Annotated in this window: 21 protein-coding genes; 10 read left to right on the forward strand and 11 right to left on the reverse strand. The window is 69.2% G+C overall.

Annotation, left to right across the window (positions count from 1 at the left end; genetic code table 11):
* Positions 1 to 4 precede the first annotated feature (4 nt).
* The 4 genes from JNK84_RS16130 to JNK84_RS16145 all read right to left on the reverse strand — a co-directional run bounded on the left by JNK84_RS16130 (position 5) and on the right by JNK84_RS16145 (position 4,430).
* Positions 5 to 742 (reverse strand): Tim44/TimA family putative adaptor protein, encoded by a 738-nt coding sequence (locus JNK84_RS16130; RefSeq protein WP_293425638.1) that lies wholly within the window; start codon positions 740 to 742, stop codon positions 5 to 7.
* A 187-nt stretch (positions 743 to 929) separates the two neighbouring features.
* Complete coding sequence (locus JNK84_RS16135; RefSeq protein ID WP_293425925.1) at positions 930 to 1,796, reverse strand: ABC transporter permease; 867 nt, start codon at positions 1,794 to 1,796, stop codon at positions 930 to 932.
* Positions 1,797 to 1,825: 29 nt separating this feature from the next.
* On the reverse strand, positions 1,826 to 2,767 hold the full coding sequence (locus JNK84_RS16140; RefSeq protein ID WP_293425640.1) for an ABC transporter permease: 942 nt from the start codon (positions 2,765 to 2,767) through the stop codon (positions 1,826 to 1,828).
* Positions 2,768 to 2,828: 61 nt separating this feature from the next.
* Positions 2,829 to 4,430 carry an ABC transporter substrate-binding protein gene (locus JNK84_RS16145; protein ID WP_293425642.1) on the reverse strand — a complete coding sequence of 534 codons (1,602 nt, stop codon included), beginning with the start codon at positions 4,428 to 4,430 and terminating at the stop codon, positions 2,829 to 2,831.
* A gap of 478 nt (positions 4,431 to 4,908) precedes the next feature.
* Here JNK84_RS16145 and JNK84_RS16150 point away from each other — a divergent pair, with 478 nt between their 5' ends.
* The 5 genes from JNK84_RS16150 to pcaG all read left to right on the forward strand — a co-directional run bounded on the left by JNK84_RS16150 (position 4,909) and on the right by pcaG (position 9,157).
* On the forward strand, positions 4,909 to 5,760 hold the full coding sequence (locus tag JNK84_RS16150; RefSeq protein ID WP_293425644.1) for a CoA transferase subunit A: 852 nt from the start codon (positions 4,909 to 4,911) through the stop codon (positions 5,758 to 5,760).
* A gap of 13 nt (positions 5,761 to 5,773) precedes the next feature.
* Positions 5,774 to 6,541, forward strand: a complete 768-nt coding sequence (locus tag JNK84_RS16155) for a CoA-transferase subunit beta (RefSeq protein WP_293425646.1) — start codon at positions 5,774 to 5,776, stop codon at positions 6,539 to 6,541.
* Between the two features lie 20 nt (positions 6,542 to 6,561).
* On the forward strand, positions 6,562 to 7,767 hold the full coding sequence (gene pcaF, locus JNK84_RS16160; protein ID WP_293425648.1) for a 3-oxoadipyl-CoA thiolase: 1,206 nt from the start codon (positions 6,562 to 6,564) through the stop codon (positions 7,765 to 7,767).
* 75 nt (positions 7,768 to 7,842) lie between these two features.
* A complete protein-coding gene (gene pcaH / locus JNK84_RS16165) occupies positions 7,843 to 8,553 on the forward strand; it encodes a protocatechuate 3,4-dioxygenase subunit beta (protein ID WP_293425650.1) in 711 nt (236 codons plus the stop codon).
* Positions 8,543 to 9,157: a protocatechuate 3,4-dioxygenase subunit alpha gene (pcaG, locus tag JNK84_RS16170; RefSeq protein ID WP_293425651.1), complete on the forward strand. Its 615-nt coding sequence runs from the start codon at positions 8,543 to 8,545 to the stop codon at positions 9,155 to 9,157. Before pcaH ends, pcaG begins: the two co-directional genes overlap by 11 nt.
* A gap of 74 nt (positions 9,158 to 9,231) precedes the next feature.
* On the opposite strand, the gene JNK84_RS16175 is transcribed toward pcaG, so the two are convergent.
* From JNK84_RS16175 to mutY, 3 genes are all read right to left on the reverse strand, one after another.
* Positions 9,232 to 9,846, reverse strand: coding sequence for a LysE family translocator (locus JNK84_RS16175; protein ID WP_293425653.1), 615 nt, complete (start codon positions 9,844 to 9,846; stop codon positions 9,232 to 9,234).
* 33 nt (positions 9,847 to 9,879) lie between these two features.
* On the reverse strand, positions 9,880 to 10,548 hold the full coding sequence (trhA, locus tag JNK84_RS16180; RefSeq protein WP_293425655.1) for a PAQR family membrane homeostasis protein TrhA: 669 nt from the start codon (positions 10,546 to 10,548) through the stop codon (positions 9,880 to 9,882).
* Positions 10,549 to 10,692: 144 nt separating this feature from the next.
* Positions 10,693 to 11,790: an A/G-specific adenine glycosylase gene (gene mutY / locus JNK84_RS16185; RefSeq protein ID WP_441343255.1), complete on the reverse strand. Its 1,098-nt coding sequence runs from the start codon at positions 11,788 to 11,790 to the stop codon at positions 10,693 to 10,695.
* A 48-nt stretch (positions 11,791 to 11,838) separates the two neighbouring features.
* Here mutY and JNK84_RS16190 point away from each other — a divergent pair, with 48 nt between their 5' ends.
* A complete protein-coding gene (locus tag JNK84_RS16190; protein ID WP_293425659.1) occupies positions 11,839 to 12,342 on the forward strand; it encodes a DUF721 domain-containing protein in 504 nt (167 codons plus the stop codon).
* A 55-nt stretch (positions 12,343 to 12,397) separates the two neighbouring features.
* Positions 12,398 to 12,676, forward strand: a complete 279-nt coding sequence (locus tag JNK84_RS16195; protein ID WP_293425661.1) for a hypothetical protein — start codon at positions 12,398 to 12,400, stop codon at positions 12,674 to 12,676.
* Positions 12,677 to 12,680: 4 nt separating this feature from the next.
* Here JNK84_RS16195 and JNK84_RS16200 read toward each other — a convergent pair whose 3' ends face one another.
* Positions 12,681 to 13,277: a histidine phosphatase family protein gene (locus JNK84_RS16200; RefSeq protein ID WP_293425663.1), complete on the reverse strand. Its 597-nt coding sequence runs from the start codon at positions 13,275 to 13,277 to the stop codon at positions 12,681 to 12,683.
* A gap of 132 nt (positions 13,278 to 13,409) precedes the next feature.
* On the opposite strand from JNK84_RS16200, the gene lspA reads away from it, so the two are divergent.
* The 3 genes from lspA (at position 13,410) to JNK84_RS16215 (ending at position 14,926) form a co-directional block, all read left to right on the forward strand.
* Positions 13,410 to 13,919: a signal peptidase II gene (lspA, locus tag JNK84_RS16205; RefSeq protein ID WP_293425665.1), complete on the forward strand. Its 510-nt coding sequence runs from the start codon at positions 13,410 to 13,412 to the stop codon at positions 13,917 to 13,919.
* A gap of 64 nt (positions 13,920 to 13,983) precedes the next feature.
* Positions 13,984 to 14,673 carry a hypothetical protein gene (locus JNK84_RS16210; protein WP_293425667.1) on the forward strand — a complete coding sequence of 230 codons (690 nt, stop codon included), beginning with the start codon at positions 13,984 to 13,986 and terminating at the stop codon, positions 14,671 to 14,673.
* 16 nt (positions 14,674 to 14,689) lie between these two features.
* Positions 14,690 to 14,926 (forward strand): DUF2093 domain-containing protein, encoded by a 237-nt coding sequence (locus tag JNK84_RS16215; RefSeq protein WP_293425668.1) that lies wholly within the window; start codon positions 14,690 to 14,692, stop codon positions 14,924 to 14,926.
* Here JNK84_RS16215 and lpxK read toward each other — a convergent pair.
* From lpxK to JNK84_RS16230, 3 genes are read right to left on the reverse strand one after another with little or no spacing between them, the layout of a single operon-like run.
* Positions 14,904 to 15,908: a tetraacyldisaccharide 4'-kinase gene (lpxK, locus tag JNK84_RS16220; RefSeq protein ID WP_293425670.1), complete on the reverse strand. Its 1,005-nt coding sequence runs from the start codon at positions 15,906 to 15,908 to the stop codon at positions 14,904 to 14,906. The genes JNK84_RS16215 and lpxK overlap by 23 nt on opposite strands.
* Before the next feature lie 7 nt (positions 15,909 to 15,915).
* Positions 15,916 to 17,223, reverse strand: a complete 1,308-nt coding sequence (locus JNK84_RS16225; RefSeq protein WP_293425671.1) for a 3-deoxy-D-manno-octulosonic acid transferase — start codon at positions 17,221 to 17,223, stop codon at positions 15,916 to 15,918.
* Positions 17,216 to 18,016, reverse strand: coding sequence for a lysophospholipid acyltransferase family protein (locus JNK84_RS16230; protein WP_441343256.1), 801 nt, complete (start codon positions 18,014 to 18,016; stop codon positions 17,216 to 17,218). The genes JNK84_RS16225 and JNK84_RS16230 overlap by 8 nt, the downstream gene beginning before the upstream one ends.
* Positions 18,017 to 18,022: the final 6 nt, after the last annotated feature.

Here is an 18,022-nt window from a genome sequence, read left to right on the forward strand (position 1 = left end):
CGGATCAGGCGCCGGCTTCGGTGGCGATCAGTCGCCAGTTCGGGTCGCGGTCCGTCACATTGCGCGCGAAGGTCCAGACATCGGTGACGTCGGTGACGCGATCCGGCGAGCCATCGACGACATTGCCGCCGCGGTCGCGGGTCGCGGTGACCAGCTGCGAGACGAATTTCAGCGTCACCTGCGCCTGGTCGCCACGCAGCTGGGCGTCGGTGATCCCGGCCTTCTCGATGCCGACGAAGCGGGTCTCGACGCTCTCGCCACGGCTCTCGCGGTCGCGGATCGCGGCCTCGAAACCGTCGAACACGTCCTTGGCGAGCAGGTCGCGCAGGGTCTTGCGGTCGCCGGAGGCGAAGGCGAGCACGATCATCTCATAGGCCGCCTTGGCGCCACCGACGAAGCCGGCCGGCTCGAACGAGGCATCGCGCGAGGCAATGGCGTCGAAGCCGCGGGCCAGCGGCGAGCCGGGCGGCGCGATGTCGCCCCAGCGCGGCTCGGACGGATCGGCGACGGGGAAGGGCGGCGGCGCGGCGCCGTTGCGGGCCGGCATCGGGATGACCTCGCCCGGGGGCTGCGCGCCCGGTCCGCCGTCCCGGCCGCCCATCTCGCGATTGTTGTTGTCGCGGGGCCGGAACGGATCGCGCTCGGAGCCGGTTTTCGTCCCCAGCACGCTGCGCAGGCGGAAGAAGATGAACACCGCAAGGGCGAGGAAGATGATCGTATAGATGTCGAATGCGTTGTTCATGGCGGCCGTCTTTCGGGAGCGGAGCTCGACCCACGCGATCATCCGCGAACTGGTTCGTAGTCTACCCGCAGTCGGACGCACAAATAAGGCATTTTTTTCGGATCGCCAGCGGCCCGCGCCGTCGTGTCGCGGCGAGGGGAACCGGCCCGGCCACCCCCGCCGCGTCGTCGATGCCCCCCGATTTGCCTCAGAACTGCTTCGCCAGGCGCGGATCGAGCGCGTCGCGCAGGCCGTCGCCGAGCAGGTTCACCGCAAGGACCGTGACGGAGAGGAACAGGGCCGGAAACAGCACGATGTAGAACTTGACCTGCCAGAGCGCCCGGCCCTCGGCCATGATATTGCCCCAGGACGGGATGATCGGCGGCGTGCCGGCGCCGATGAACGACAGGATCGCCTCGGTGATCATGGCGGCGGCGCAGATATAGGTCGCCTGAACGATGATCGGGGCCAGCGTGTTCGGCAGGATGTGCTTGACGATGATCACCGGCGTCGAGGTGCCGGAGGCGATGGCCGCATCGACATAGGGCTGCTCGCGCAGGGACAGCACGACGCCGCGAACAAGACGCGAGACGCGCGGAATCTCCGCGATGGTGATGGCGAGGATGACATTGCCGACCGAGCCCCGGGTCAGCGCCATCAGCGCCACCGCGAGCAGGATCGAGGGGATCGACATGATGCCGTCCATCACGCGCATCAGGACCGCATCCACCTTCCTGATGTAACCGGAGATCAGGCCGATGATCAGGCCGCCGATGGAGGCGCATATCGCCACCGAGAAGCCGACGATCAACGAGACGCGGGTGCCGTAGAGCACGCGCGAATAGATGTCGCGGCCGAGCATGTCGGTGCCGAACCAGAACTGCGCCGAGGGCTCGCGCGTGCGCAGGCGCGTCGAGATCGCCGTCGGGTCGATCGTGCCGAGGAAGGGCGCGAAGATGGCGATGAACACCACCGAGAACAGGATCACCGTGCCGATCGTGATCGTCGGGTAACGGCGGACGAAGCGAAGGGGGGTCATGCGCCGGCGTACGGGGGACTGCTCGGCGACGTCGATGGGAGCGGAGGTATCGGGGCTATGCGCGGTCAATAGCGGATCCTCGGATCGACGAGGGTATAGACGAGGTCGACCATCAGGTTGACCAGCACGTAGACGAAGGAGAACAGCAGGACGAGACCCTGGATTACCGGATAGTCGCGGCGCAGGATCGCATCCACCGTCAGCCGTCCGAGCCCGGGAATGGCGAAGACGCTCTCCGTCACCACCGCCCCGCCGATCAGCAGCGCCACGCCGATGCCGATCACCGTGACGATCGGCACGGCGGCGTTCTTCAGCGCGTGCAGGAACAGGACGTCGCGCTGGCTGACGCCCTTGGCGCGCGCGGTGCGGATATAGTCCTGCTGGAGCACTTCGAGCATGGTCGCGCGGGTGATGCGGGCGATCAGCGCGACATAGACGCAGCCGAGCGCCACCGCCGGCAGGATGAGGTTCTCAAGCCACGGCTTCACCCCTCGCGCGATCGGCGTGTATCCCTGCACGGGCAGCCAGTCGAGCTCCAGCGCGAAGATGTAGGCGAGGATGTAGCCGACGACGAAGACCGGCACCGAGAAGCCGAACACGGCGAAGGCCATGATCGTCCGGTCGACCCAGGTTCCCGCCTGCCATGCCGCCAGCACGCCCATCGGCACGGCGACGACGATGGCGAGGACCAGGGTCACGACCATCAGCGACAGGGTCGGCTCGACCCGCTGCGCGATCAGCTGCGTCACCGGCAGCCCCGTGAAGATCGAGGTGCCGAGGTCGAACCGCGCGATCTGCCACACCCACTCGCCGAACCGCACCAGGAACGGCCGGTCGAGCCCGAGGCTCTGGCGGATCTTCTCGACATCTTCCGGCGTCGCCTGATCGCCCGCGATGACCGCCGCGGGGTCGCCGGGCGCGATGTAGAGCAGCGAGAACACGAACAGCGCGACGACGGCCATGACCGGGATCGTCGCGAGTATCCGCCGCAGAATATAGGTCAGCATCGGGCCTGCCTTTCAGGATGCGGAACGGCAGGCGCAAGGCCCGCCGTTCCGCCGATCAGCGTCAGGCCTTGGCGACGTTCCAGAAGAACGGCAGCGGTCCCTTGGTGATGCCGCTGACATTGCTGCGCCAGGCCGTGTAGGTCAGGAAGAAGCCGGGCGGCACGTAGACGACATTGTCAAGCGCCGCCTTGTTGAGCGCGCGCATGGCGGCCTTCTCCTCGTCGAGGTTCTTGGCCTCGAACCAGTTGGTCACCTGCTGCTCGACCGCCGGAATGTTCGGCCAGCCGAACCAGGCGCCGTCGCCGTTTGCCCGGATCGCCGTATAGGCGGCCGGGTTGATGCAGTCGGCGCCCGCATGCCACGAGAAGAAGATGTTCCAGCCGCCCTGCGCCGGCGGGGACTTCAGCGCGCGGCGCTGGCCGGTCGTGCCCCAGTCGGTGGCGACGAAATCGACGTTCATGCCGATTCGCTTCAGCAACTGGTGCGCGACGTCGCCCTGCGCCTTGGTCACCGGCTGGTCCTGCGCCACGACCATGGTCACCGGCTCGCCCTTGTAGCCGCTCTCGGCGAGCAGGCGCTTGGCACCCTCGATGTCGCGGCGGCCCTTGAGGATCTCGCCGCCCTCCTCGTTGTAGAGGGGCGTGCCGGGGGTGAAATAGCCCGGCAGCGGCTTCCAGAGGTTGTCGTCCGAGCCGACGATGGCCCGCATGAACTCCTCCTGGTCGAGCGCCATGAGGATCGCCCGGCGCGCCCGCACGTCGTTGAAGGGCGGGTGCAGGTGGTTGAGGCGGAAGGCGCCGATATTGCCGAGCGGATCGCCGATATCGACGCGGATATTGCGGTTGCGCTTCAGCACCGGCACGAGGTCGGCGATCGGATTCTCCCACCAGTCGATCTCGCCGTTCTGCAGCGCCGCCGAGGCGGTGGCGGGGTCCGGCATGATCACCCATTCGATCCGGTCGACCAGCATGCGCTTGCCGCCGGCGAGCCAGGAGGCCGGTTCGGAACGCGGCACGTAGTCGGCGAATTTCTCGAACACGGCCTTGGCGCCGGGCACCCAGTCGCCGCGGACGAATTTCATCGGGCCGGAGCCGATATATTCGGTGATCTGCTGGAACGGATCGGTCTTGGCAATGCGCTCCGGCATGATGAAGGAGCAGGGCGAATTGTTCTTGCCGAGCGCCAGCAGCATTTTCGGATAGGGCCGCTTCAGCCGCCAGCGGAAGGTGGTGTCGTCGACCGCGACGATCTCCTCCTGGATCGCCTTGATCATCAGGCCCATGGGATCGCGGAACGACCAGCGGATGAGGCTGGCGACGCAGTCCTTGGCCAGAACCGGCGTGCCGTCGTGGAACTTGAGGCCCGAGCGCAGTTTGAACGTCCAGGTCAGGCCGTCGGAGGAGACCTCCTCGGAATCAACCATCTGGCGCTGCGGGACCAGCTTGTCGTCGACGCCGTAGAGCGTGTCCCAGACCAGCGCGGCGGCGTTGCGGACGACATATTGCGTCCCCCAGATCGGGTCGAAATTCGCGAGATTGGCCTGCGGCACAAAGCGTAGCGTCTTCGCCGCCGCGCCCTGCCCGATGGCCGGGGCGGACAGGCCGCCCGAGGCCGCGACGAGACCGGCGCCAGCGCCCGCCCTGATGAAAGTCCTGCGGTCCATAGTGTCATTCTCCCCTGGAACCCCTGCAGCTCCGGACTTCGTCCTGTGAGCGAGGGGTGGATTCGCCGTCGGAATCGACTGACCCGCCGATGCCGCTCCGGTCGCTCACGGTAACGCGTGGCAAGCGCCGTGCCATAAGGACTTTTCCGGGGAATGTCGTACCGATGGGACAGAATGAGGCCGGCCGACAGAGCGTCGGGCGCCTTATTCGGCAGCAGGCCCGGTCTTTGGGCATCGGGCCGCCCGTTGCCCCGGCCGCGACGGGCCCGGCCGCCGCGCAAGCAGCTGGTCCGCTTATCTCCCTTTCCGGCCCCTATCTGGACCAGGCACCGCTTCCCGACCTCACGCCAAGGCACGGGATTCGGCGCTGGCAGATCAATGTTCGTTTAGCGCACAGTCGTCTGAATATCGCACTTGACAGAGCCGGTCTCCGGCGCGAGGACGGAGGCGGAAACGCGACAACAGGTAAGGGCAGGCCATGGCCGAGTTCATGTCCCTCAGCGCGGCGATCGCCGGCGCGGTCCGCGACGGTGACACCGTCGCGATGGAGGGCTTCACGCATCTGATCCCCTATGCCGCCGGCCACGAGGTGATCCGCCAGGGCAAGAAGGATCTGACGCTGATCCGCATGACCCCGGACATCCTCTACGATCAGATCATCGGCATGGGCCTCGCCAAGAAGCTCGTCTTCTCCTGGGCCGGCAATCCCGGCGTCGGCTCGCTGCACCGGGTGCGCGAGGAGATCGAGGCCGGCCGCCTCGCCATCGAGGAGCATTCCCACGCCGCCATGGCCAATGCCTTCGAGGCCGGCGCGGCCAACCTGCCTTTCGCCGTGTTCCGGGGCTACAAGGGCGTCGATCTGCCGAAGGTCAATCCGAACATCCGCTCGGTGACCTGCCCCTATACCGGCGAGGTTCTGGCGACCGTGCCGGCCGTGCGCCCGGATGCCTCGATCATCCACGCGCTGAAGGCCGACCGTGAGGGCAACGTCATGCTGGAAGGTATTGTCGGCGTGCAGAAGGAGGCGGTGCTCGCCGCCAGGCGCTCGGTCGTGACCGTCGAGGAGATCGTCGATGACTTCGGCCCGCGCAACGCCAATGCGGTGATCCTGCCGTCCTGGACGGTCGGCGCGATCGCCAAGGTGCCCGGCGGCGCCCATCCCTCCTATGCGCAGGGCTATTACAAGCGCGACAACGCCTTCTACATCGCCTGGGACAAGATCGCCCGCGACAAGGCGACGTTCCTGAAATGGATGGACGAGAACGTCATGAACAAGGGGCCCGAGAGCTTCGAGGCCCATGCCCGCCGCTTCGCGGTCGCGGCCGAGTGAGGGGACAGACGCGATGACCGACTACAGCCCCAACGAGATCATGACCATCGCCGCGGCGCGGCTGCTCACCAATGACGATGTCTGCTTCGTCGGCATCGGCGCGCCGTCGGCCGCCTGCAACCTCGCGCGCCTCACCCACGCGCCGAAGATCACGCTGATCTACGAGAGCGGCACGCTGTCGACGCGGCCCACCGTCCTGCCGCTGTCCATCGGCGACGGCGAGCTTTGCGACACCGCGCTGACCACCGTCTCGGTGCCGGAAATGTTCCGCTACTGGCTGCAGGGCGGGCGCATCACCATCGGCTTCCTCGGCGGCGCGCAGATCGACCGCTTCGCCAATCTCAACACCACGGTCGTCGGTCCCTACGACGCTCCGAAGGTGCGCCTGCCCGGCGGCGGCGGCGCGCCGGAGATCGCCATCAATTGCGGCCAGATCTTCATCATCATGGCCATGGGCCAGCGCGCCTTCATGGAGAAGCTGCCCTTCATCACCTCGCTCGGCCACGGCACCGGCAAGGGTTCGCGCGAGGCGCTGGGCGTCAAGACGCGCGGGCCGACCCAGCTCATCACGGACCTCTGCATCTTCGAGCCGGACGCGGAGACGAGCGAATTGACCGTCACCTCTGTTCATCCGGGCGTCACCCGCGAGCAGATCCAGGAGAACTGCGGCTGGCCGGTGAAATTCGCGCGCGAGGTGAAGGAAACCCGCGCGCCCGACACCACCGAACTCACCGTGCTGCGCGACCTGCACGCGCGCACCAAGGCCGCCCACGCGGCCTGACCGATTCGAAGGAGATGACCATGGCCGATGTCTTCATCTGTGACGCGGTTCGCACCCCGATCGGCCGCTACGGCGGCGCGCTCGCCAAGGTGCGGGCCGACGATCTGGCGGCCGTGCCGCTGAAGGCGCTTCTCGCGCGCCACCCGCAGATCCGCGACGCCATCGACGAAATCGTCTTCGGCTGCGCCAATCAGGCCGGCGAGGACAATCGCAACGTCGCCCGCATGGCCTCGCTGCTGGCGGGCCTGCCCGACGCCACGCCGGCCATGACCGTCAACCGGCTCTGCGCCTCCGGGCTCGATGCGGTCGGCGCCGCCGCCCGCGCCGTGAAGGCCGGCGAGATCGATCTCGCCATTGCCGGCGGCGTCGAGAGCATGACCCGCGCGCCCTTCGTCATGGGCAAGTCGCAGGAGGCCTTCGGCCGCTCGGCCGATATCTTCGACACGACCATCGGCTGGCGCTTCATCAACCCCCTGATGAAGCAGCAATACGGCGTCGATTCCATGCCGGAGACCGGCGAGAACGTGGCGGAGGAATTCCAGGTCTCCCGCGAGGCGCAGGACGCCTTCGCGCTGGCCTCGCAGAAGAAGGCGGGCAAGGCGATTGCCTCGGGCTATTTCGCCGAGGAGATCGTTCCCGTCGCGGTGCCGGGCGGCAAGGCCGGCCCGATCGTCGTCGACAAGGACGAGCACCCCCGCCCGGAGACCACCGCCGAGGGCCTCGCCAAGCTCAAGGCCTTCGTGCGCCAGCCGGGCACGGTCACCGCCGGCAACGCCTCCGGCGTCAATGACGGCGCTTGCGCCATGATCATCGCCTCGGCCGAGGCCGTGAAGAAATATGGCCTCACCCCCCGCGCCCGCGTGCTCGGCCTCGCCTCGGCCGGCGTGCCGCCCCGCATCATGGGCATCGGCCCGATCCCCGCGGTGAAGAAGCTGATGGAGCGGCTCGACCTGAAGATTTCCGCCTTCGACGTCATCGAGCTCAACGAGGCCTTCGCCAGCCAGGGCATCGCGGTGCTGCGCGGCCTCGGCATCGCCGAGGATGCGGATCACGTGAACCCCAATGGCGGCGCCATCGCTCTCGGCCATCCGCTCGGCATGTCGGGGGCGCGCATCGCCGCGACCGCAGTCCACCAGCTGGAGAAGACCGGCGGCCGCTACGGCCTCGCCACCATGTGCGTCGGCGTCGGCCAGGGCGTGGCGCTGGCGGTCGAGCGGGTGAACTGACGCGGATCAATGCAGCCGCGGGCGGGGCGCAACATCGTCCGCGGCAACGAGAACAAACCAGAGGAAACGACGGCGATGACGCTGATCCTGCCGCGGGAATCGACCAGGGCTCATCCGCCGAGCCTGCATCCGGCCTATACGAGCACGGTGCTGCGCGCGCCGAAAAAGCCGCTGATCCTCGTGCCGCACACGCTCTCCGAGCTGACCGGCCCGGTCTATGGCCACGACAAGGTGCGCGAGAGCGATTCCGACCTCACCCGCCAGCATGACGGCGAGCCACTCGGCGAGCGGATCATCGTCACCGGCCGCGTGCTGGACGAGGACGGCCGCCCGGTGCCGAGCGCGCTCGTCGAGCTCTGGCAGTGCAACGCCGCCGGCCGCTACGTCCACACCCGCGACCAGCATCCGGCTCCGCTCGATCCGAACTTCACCGGCGCCGGCCGCTATCTCACCGGCGAGGACGGCCGCTACCGTTTCACCACCGTCAAGCCCGGCGCCTATCCCTGGCGCAACCACCACAATGCCTGGCGTCCCGCCCATATCCATTTCTCGGTCTTCGGCCCGTCCTTCCTGTCGCGGCTGGTGACCCAGATGTATTTCCCGGGCGATCCGCTGTTCCCGTTCGATCCGATCTTCAACGGCATCCCGGACGAGCGCGCGCGCAATCGCCTCATCGCCCGCTTCGACCTCGAGACGACCCAGCCGGAATGGGCGCTCGGCTATCAGTTCGACATCGTGCTTCGCGGCCGCGACGCGACCCCCACGGAAGAGCCGCATGACCATTGAGACCAGCCAGGACACCACGCGCCCGGACGGCATCTCGCCGTCGCAGACGGTCGGCCCGTTCTTTCACTACGGCCTGACGCCCGGCGAGGCCTATCCGCACGTGCCGGTCTCCGCCGACGGCCATGTCGCCGCGCGCGGCACGCCCGGCGAGCACATCATCGTCACCGGCCGGGTGCTCGACGGCGAGGGCCAGCCGGTGCCCGATGCCATGATCGAGATCTGGCAGGCCGATTCGGAAGGCCGTTACGCCCATCCGAACGACAAGCGTCCGCGCGCCAGCAACACGTTCATGGGTTTCGGCCGCTCCGACACCAGGGCGGACGGCACCTTCCGCTTCGAGACGATCAAGCCGGGCCGCGTGCCGGGCCCCGGCGGCAAGGATCAGGCGCCGCATCTGGTCGTCGCCGTGTTCGGCCGAGGCATGCTGAAACAGCTCCACACCCGGCTCTATTTCGAAGACGAGACCGCCAATGCCGAGGACGCCATCCTCGCACTGGTTCCCGCCGACCGCCGCCAGACGCTGATCGCGGCGCGCGAGGGACAGACCTACAGCCTCGACATCCGCCTGCAGGGCGAGGACGAGACGGTGTTCTTCGACGTGTGACGGATCTGGATTGGGTTAGCTCACCTTCGCCTCTCCCCGGCGGGGAGAGGTGGGGGCCGACCCAGCCTTCCCGCTCAGCTCCGCGCAGCCACGGCCACCGCCGCCCCGGCCATCACGGCTCCCGTCCCGCGATTGACGAGGCGCATGGCGCGCGGGCTTGAGATGAGCCGGCGCGCGCGGGACGCCGCCAGCGCATAGGTCCACATCGCCGCCGAGAGGATCAGCATCATCGTAACGGCCAGTTCCATCGCCAGCAGCGGCGTCAGCGCGGCGAGATCGACCACCAGCGGCAGGATCGAGACGAAGAAGACCATGACCTTGGCATTGCCCATGGTCAGCGCGAGACCGCCGAGGAACAGTTTCCAGCCCTCGCCGCGCGCCTGCGGGGCTTCCTTCGGCGCGTCGGCCGGCGCGGTCCAAAGCTTGAACGCCAGATAGAGCAGATAGGCGACGCCGGCATATTTGATGACCAGGAACAGCGTCTGGAAATTCTGCGCCAGCGCCGCGAGCCCAAGCGCGACGAGCGCGAACCAGACGAGGTCGCCGGCGATGACGCCGAAAATGAACGGCGCTGTGCGCCTCGCGCCGACCGCCAGCGTGCGCGCGACGATGGCCGCGACCGCCGGCCCCGGCGAGAAGGTCGCCATGGCATAGACGCCGCAGAAGACGAGAAAGCCTGACAGATCCATCGCAGCCGCTCTTCTGGTTGCCCGGAGGTCGTCTCAGATGGAGAGCGCGACGCCGTTCAGCACGGCCACATACTGGCACGCCGCGGCGACGAGCACGAATCCGTGCCAGATGGCGTTCTGGAAACGCAGCGACTGCCAGAGGTGGAAGATCACGCCCGCCGAATAGATCAGGCCGCCCACGACCAGCATCACGATGGCCGGCATCGGCAGGGTCGCGAAGACCTGATGGGCGATGGCGACGCCACTCCAGGCGATGGCGAGATAGAGCAGCACGGCGACGCGGTCGTAGCGGCCGGGCGCCGCGAGCTTCAACACCGCGCCGGCAAGGCCGGCGACCCAGACGCCCGCCAGCATCGCATAGGCCTCACCGGTGCCGGCATGGATCATGAACGGCGTATAGGTGCCGGCGATCAGCAGGTAGATGGCGGCATGGTCGAAGCGGCGCAAAATCCATTTGGTCCGCGACACCGGCCACATATTGTAGGCGGCCGACATGGCCATGACCGTGATCAGCGTCGCCGCATAGACGACCAGCGACGAGACAGTGGCGAGTTCGGCGCGATAGAGCCCGATGCCGACCAGGGCGCCGGCGGCAAAGACCGCCGCGACCACGCCGAGGCCATGGACGACGCCGTCGGCGATCATCTCGGCCCGATCATAGCGCCAGGTCAGGCCCAGCGGGCGGCCGTCTTCGGCACTCATCGGCGAACCATTGCTGAAATGCCACGCGGCATCTGTGAAACCTGTCTCAGGATGCCTGCCGGCGCTTCGCCGTCAAGCTTCGATCGCCGCGCCATTCTGTCTCGGCTGATGGCGGGCTGATGACGAGGGCAAGGCCGTCGCGCGTCATTCGGGAAGCGCGTGGGCGATGACCTTGCGCATCAGCGTCGGGAAGGCCTCGTCCGGCACTTCCGCCAGCGCGATCCACCGGCTGCCGGCGGGCGCGGCAAAGCCGGCCGGTGCTGCCGCGCGGAACACGGTCAGCTCCAGCGGAAAATGCGTGAAGACGTGGGCCACCGTCCCCGCCAGCCGCATGAACGACAGTGCGAGCGGGGCGGCATCGAGTGCTCTCGCCGCGTCGAAATCCGCCGACCATTCGGTGCCCGGCACCTCCGCCATGCCGCCGAGCAGGCCCCGCGCGGGCCTCGTCCTCACCAGCAGATGCCCGTCCTCGCGCACCACAACGAAGGCAGCGCCGCGCCGGAGCACGCCGGCCTTTTTCGGCGCCTTGCGCGGATAGGTCTCCTGCGTGCCCTCGGCGCAGGCCCGGCACCAGACGTTCAGCGGGCACAGCGCGCTCGCCGGCCGCTTCGGCGTGCAGATGGTCGCGCCGAGATCCATCATGGCCTGCGCGAAATCGCTGGGCCGTCCGGCATCGAGCAGTTCCGCCACCCGCGCCTTGATCAGCGGCTTCGCCGCCGGCAACTCGGTCTCGATGGCATCGAGCCGCGTCACCACGCGCTCGACATTGCCGTCGACCACCGCCGCCGGCCTGCCGAAGGCGATCGCCGCAATGGCCGCCGCCGTATAGTCGCCGATGCCCGGCAGGGCGCGCAGGCCCTCGACCGTATCGGGAAAGCGCCCGTCATGGTTCTGCGTCACCGCGATGGCGCAGGCGTGCAGGTTGCGCGCCCGCGAATAGTAGCCGAGCCCGGCCCATGCACGCATCACCTCCTCGATGGGCGCCACGGCGAGGCTCGCCACATCCGGCCAGCGGGCAAGGAAAGCGGTGAAATAGGGCCCGACCGCCGCGACCGTCGTCTGCTGCAGCATGATCTCCGACAGCCAGACGCGGTAGGGATCGACGGCCTCGCCCGGCAGGGCGCGCCAGGGCAGCCGCCGGCGATGCCGGTCGTACCAGCCAAGCAGGGCGGCGGCCTCGCGCGAGGTTTCCCGCGCGGCGGGGGAGCGTGCTAGTCTGGGCTTCACGAGGCTGGGACTCATCGAGGCCGACACTGGCCTCATCGACCGTCCCGTTCAACCGGCGCAACCATGAGTTCACAGACGTTCCGTCCAAGGGGACCGCGACCGCTGGCCGATATCGCCGCCGCGCCCATCGCCGGCGCGCTGCGCCAGGCCGGCTTCGCCGCCACGGAAGTCGTCACCCGCTGGGACGAGATCGTCGGCGAAGACCTCGCCCGCCGCTCCGCTCCCGTGAAGATCGCCTGGCCGCGCCGGCCGCAGGGACGCGATGCCGGCGAGCAGGAGCCGGGCACGTTGCACATCCGCGTCGAGACGCCCTTCGCGCTGGATATCCAGCATCTCAGCGCCACCATCGTCGAACGGGTCAATGCCTTTTTCGGGTGGCGCTGCGTCGCGAACGTCCGGCTGTCGCAGGCGCCGCTCGCGCCGCGCAAGCCCAAGCCCGCGCGCCCGGCGCCGCCGGACGAAGCCCGCCTCGCAAAAGCCATCGAAACGGTCGAGGACGAGGCGCTGCGCCGCTCGCTTGACCGTCTCGGCCGCGCCATCGGCAGGGCCCCGGCGGGAACGCGGTGACGCCATTCGCCGTTTCTGGTAATCGTGATCCTCAAATCCCAGTGCAGGAACCGTCATGACATCAGCGATTCCCACCGCCCTCGCCGCTCTCGCAATCGCCCTGTCCGCAGGCGCCGCCAGCGCGCAGGTGATGCAGGACGAGACCCGCGACCGCGTGCTCCTCGTCCACCAGAGCCGCGGCACGCTCGCGCCCGGCACGGCGCCGAAATGCTTCCCCTCGAATGTCGACGACACCGTCGCGGGCTCGCAGTACCAGTGCCCGATGGCGCGCCGCAACGGCCAGCCGCGCTACCCGACGGCGCGCAGCTTCTGGGGCCTGTTCGGCGGCTACTGAGGTTCTACGGCGTCTCGACCGTGAAGCGCGGTCCGTCGAAGACATAGACGACGCCCTGCCGCACGAAGACCTCGGCGGCCTTCTGGCGGCTCATGCTCGCGGTGAGCGCCATCAGCGCCCGGCCGACCCCGCCATGGGCGACCACCACGCTCGGCCGCTCGATCTGCGCCATGAAGGCGCCGAGCCGTTCCGCCACCGTCTCGTAGTTCTCGCCGCCCGGCGGCGAGACATGCCACTTGTCGGCGATGCGGGCTTCGGCGACGACAGGCGAGCGGGCCTCGACCTCGGGCCAGGTCAGGCCCTCCCAATCGCCGAACGAGACCTCCTTCAGCCGGTCGTCGGTCCGATAGGCCGGCGGATGCAGGCCGAGCCGGGCCCGCAGGATCTCCATGGTTTCGCGGGTGCGCGACAGCGGGCTCGCCCAGTAGGCGAGGTCCTCGTAGCGCGCGTCCAGCCGGGCGAGGATGGCGCCGGTCTCCTCGGCCTGCACGCGTCCGACATCGTTCAGCGGAATGTCGCGCTGGCCCTGCAGGCGGCCCTCGGCGTTCCAGTCGGTCTCGCCGTGGCGGATGAAATAGAGCTTCGGCAGGGTCTGGTGCATGGCGTCGGTCTGAATGTGTCCAGGCGGATATGTCCCCGACCGGCGCGGATGTCGAGACATTCCCGCGCGAAACAGGCTTGACCTTGGCGCGCCGGCGAGCCACGTCCGGCATCGACCAGCGAAGGAAGCCCCGTGACGCCATCGCCCTATTTCCGTGCCGGCCTCATCGCGCTCGTCGTGGCGCTCGCCATCGACCAGGGGTTCAAGCTCGCCATGCTGTACGGCGTCGGCATGGTCACGGGTCAGGTGATCACGCTCGCGCCGGTGCTCGACCTGGTCATGGCCTGGAACTACGGCGTCTCGTTCGGCCTGTTCCAGCAGGACAGCGAACTGGGGCAATGGGCGCTGGTGGCGTTCAAGATCGGCGCGGTCGCGCTGATCGCGTGGTGGCTGTGGAAGGCGGAGAGCCGCTTCACCGCCATCGCGCTCGGCCTGATCGCCGGCGGCGCGCTCGGCAACGGCATAGATCGCGTCATCCATGGCGCGGTGGCCGACTTCTTCGCCTTCCATATCACCACGTCCACCTGGCAGTTCCGCTGGTACGTGTTCAACCTCGCCGATGTCGCCATCGTTGCCGGGGTCGGCCTGCTTCTGTATGAGTCCCTCTTCGGCGGTTCCTCGACCGCCTCGAAATCGGCATGATCCTGATGGATAGAGCCGCATTCGCAAGGGGCGACCGGCCCTCCCGTCCTGAAGGGTGACCAACATGACGCGCATCCGCACCGCCGTTCTGGCGACCGCGATCTGCCTTTCCGCCGGCGCCGCCGGCGCCCAGTCCCAGGATACGAGCGGCATCGAGCGCTCGCTGTTCCAGGGTCTGCTGAGCGGCCTCGGCGTAACCGGCGACGAGCGGCCGCCGATCGACTACCGCGAGCGCGCGCCCCTCGTCCTGCCACGCAGCAACAACCTGCCACCGCCGCAGGAAGCGGGCGCCGCCCGCAACCCCAACTGGCCGAACGACCCGGACGTCGCGCGCGCCCGCGCCGCGGGTCTTGCCGCCAACGCCCCCATCGTCCGCGACGATAACGGCCGCACCCTGACCAATGCCGAGATGCGCGCCCGTCAGGGCGGCGGCGGCTGGTTCGGCGGCGGACGCGTCGATGCGACGCGCCAGCAGTCCGAGGCGCAGATCGCCGCGCCCGCCACCGCATCCCAGATGGGCGTCCAGCCGATCTGGTCTCAGGTCGGCTCGCTGTTCGGCTCGTCGCGCGACAACGAGGTCGTTGCCTTCCCCGGCGAAGCGCCGCGCCGCCGTCTGGTCGAGCCGCCGCCGGGCTACCGCACCGCTTCGCCGGATGCGCCCTACGGACCGGTCGGCCGGCGTCCGGAAGATCCGCATGCCGCCTATAACCGCCAGTCCCCGGGGCAGGACCCCGCCGCCGGCACCGGTCGCTGAGGCAGGGCCTGCCATCATGCTGAACCGCCTGTCAGGCCGGCCGACCGATGGCGAGGCTGAAATCCGCTATCTGGACGGCGACTACCGCGTCATCCGGCCGGGTGCCTATGTGCGCTGCGCCGTGACCGGCCAGCACATCCTGCTCGACGACCTGAAATACTGGAGCGTCGCGCATCAGGAGGCCTATGCCACCCCGGAAGCGGTGATGGCCCGGCTCCACCCCGAGCGGGTCAGACGTCCGGCGGGCGCCTGACGCCGGCCAGCAGCCGGTCGAGCGCGGCTTCGTCGTCGATCACGGCGCGGACCGGCACCACCGTCGCCGCAGCCGCCAGCGCATCGAGGGCCGGCGAGCCCTTCAGCTTCACCGCATCCTTTTCGGTCGTGACCAGCGGTAGGCCGGTGCGCCCGGCCTCCGCCAGCAACCTGTCGGCGTCGGCATCCCCATAGGCATGGTGGTCGGCGAAGGGGCGCAGCACGGCGTTGCGCGCGCCGGCCTGTCCGAGCGTCTCGGCGAATTTCGCGGGGCGGCCGATGCCGCAGAAGGCGAGCACATCGCGGCCGTCCAGCCACTGCGAAATCGCTGGGTCGACCCGGAGCGAGGCCCGCAGCACGGCACGGCCGGCAGCGGCGGCCGCCGCCGCGAGACCGTCGCCCGCACGCCCCGCCCCGACCACGACCAGCGCCTCGGCGCGGGCGAGCTGCGGCGCGAACGGCGCGCGCAGGGGACCCGCCGGCAGCACCAGGCCATTGCCGAGGCCGTGGGCGCCGTCGACGACGAGCAGCGAAAGAGTCTTGGCCAGGGCCGGGTTCTGAAAACCGTCATCCATCACGATGACGTCCGCGCCGGAGACCGCCGCCAGCCGGGCCCCGGCCAGCCGGTCGCGGGCGACGATCGTCGGCCCGCCGCCGGCGTGAAGCAGGGCTTCGTCGCCGACTTCCGCGGCCGTCGCATCGGAACCCACCAGCACCGGACCGGCGAGCGAGCCGCCATAGCCGCGCAGCAGCACGACCGGACTGCGCCCGCTCGCCCGCAGACGGCTGGCGACCAGCCGCGCGATGGGCGTCTTGCCGGAGCCGCCGACCGTCGGATTACCGATGCAGATGACGGGAATACCGGCGTCGGCTCCCGGCTTCGCCATGCGCGCCAGCGTCACGGCGCCGACCGCCCATCCCAGCGGCGCGAGCAGACGGCCCGCAAGGCCGTCGGGATCGGACCAGAAGGCCGGGGCCCTCATGGCGGCCTCACCCCTGCCGCATGGCGAGGGACAGGAAATAGGGCTCGATAGCCGCCAGCGTCCGATCCAGCGCGCCCCCGAGGGCGGCGACCGCCTCGGCCGCCGCGTCGCGCTGGCGCTGGCGCTCGGCCTTGTCGGTCAGCAGCGACAGCGTCACCTCGGCGAGAGACTGGCTGTCCCTGACGGCGACGGCGCCGCCGGCCTCGGCCAGCGCCGCATAGACCGCGGCGAAATTGGCGACGTTGGGGCCATGGACGATGGCCGCGCCAAGCTTCGCCGGCTCGATCGGATTCTGGCCGCCATGGCGGATCAGCGAACCGCCGAGCAAGGCAACCGGGGCCGCCCGATAGAACAGGCCCATCTCGCCGAGCGTGTCGGCGACATAGACGGCGTGGCGGATCGCCGGCAGCGCGCCTTCCGAACGGCGCACGGCCTGCAGGCCGTCCCGCTCGGCAAGCGCCGCGATGGCCTCGCCGCGCTCGGGATGGCGCGGCGCGATGATGGTCAGGAGATTGGTGAGCCTCGGCGCCATCAGGCGATGGGCCTCCAGGACGATCTCGTCCTCGCCCTCGTGGGTCGAGGCGGCGAGGAAGACCGGCCGGTAGCTGATCGCCTTGGCCAGCGCCATGGCGGCATTGGGCTCGGCCTCGGGGGCCGGCACGTCGAACTTGAGGTTGCCGGTGGTCGAGACGCGCGGCGCACCGAGCGCCTCGACGCGGCGGGCATCGTCCACCGTCTGCATCAGGCACAGCTCGAAGCGCGACAGCAGCGCGCCGATGGAACGCGGCACGCGCTGCCAGCCGCGAAACGAACGCTCGGACATCCGGCCATTGACCTGGATGAGCGGCGTGCCGCGCGCGGTGGTGCGCATGATCATGTTCGGCCAGAGCTCGGATTCCGCGAAGATGGCGAGGTCCGGCTCCCAGTGGTTCAGGAAGCGGTCGACATAGGCCGGCACGTCCCAGGGCATGAACTGATGGATGGCGCCCGGCGGCAGGCGCTTGGCGGCGAGCCTTGCGGCCGACAGCGTGACCGTGGTCACGAGCACCGTCACGCCGCGCGCCTGCAGCCGCTCGACCAGCGGCACGATCGACAGGAATTCGCCGACGCTCGCGCCGTGCAGCCAGACGAGCCTGCCATGCGGCCGTTCCACGGTCGGCTCGCCCCGACGCTCGCGGACGCGGTCCGGGTCTTCCTTGCCGCGCTGCAACCGCCGCCTCGCGACGATTCCGGCAACGAAGGGCGAGAGGACGGCCGTTGCTCGCGCATAGGCGCGCAGCGGCGCGGGCGTGCGGATGGCGCGCGTGTCACGCATGCGCCCGCCCCCGACGCTCGGTGCCCGCCCGCAGCGCCGCCGTCGCCTCGCGCGACGCCGCGAGTTCGTCAATGGTCGCCTCCGACCACATGGCCGGCGTGGCACGGCCTTCGGCAATGTCATAGGCGCGGGCGGTGGCGTCGTTCATCGCCTGCTCGACCTTCAGGCGATAGCCCTCAAGCGCTTCCGCGTCGGCGTCGCACGGCACCCAGACCGGCGGGCCGGCGACCACGGCGCCCCTCGAGAACGGCAGGTTGACGCTCGCCTTGTCCCAGGATTTCAGGTCGATGCGCCGCTTCGTCGCAATCGCGATGGGCAGGATCGGTCGCCCCGACTGTTTCGCCAGCATGACGATGCCGAGCCCCGCCTTGCGGGCGATTTTCGGCACGTCCGCCGTCAGCGCCACGGTCGTCCCTGCCTCCAGCGCCTCGACCATCTGGAAATAGGCGCCGACGCCGCCCTTGCGGGCGAACTGGCCGCTGTGGTCGCCGGAGCCCCGGATGGCCCGGATCCCGAGCTTCTCGGCGGCGATGGCGTTCATCTCGCCATCGGCCGAGCGGGAGATCAGCACGACCGCGTCATATTCCGGGCGCTTCACGAAGGGCGTCAGGAAGTGCTGGCCGTGCCACATGGCGAAGATCACGGGCAGGTTGGCTTCCGCGTAGTCGTGGAGGTTGGGCGGATCGAGCGCGAACCGGCCCGTCCGCCAGACGAGCCTCAGGTAGCCGGCAAGAAACGACCCCGCCGCCGAGCGGACGGCGGGCGAACGCCCCAGTTTCTTGAGGAAGGACACCGGGCC

This window comes from Phreatobacter sp., assembly GCF_016793595.1.
GTDB lineage: Bacteria > Pseudomonadota > Alphaproteobacteria > Rhizobiales > Phreatobacteraceae > Phreatobacter.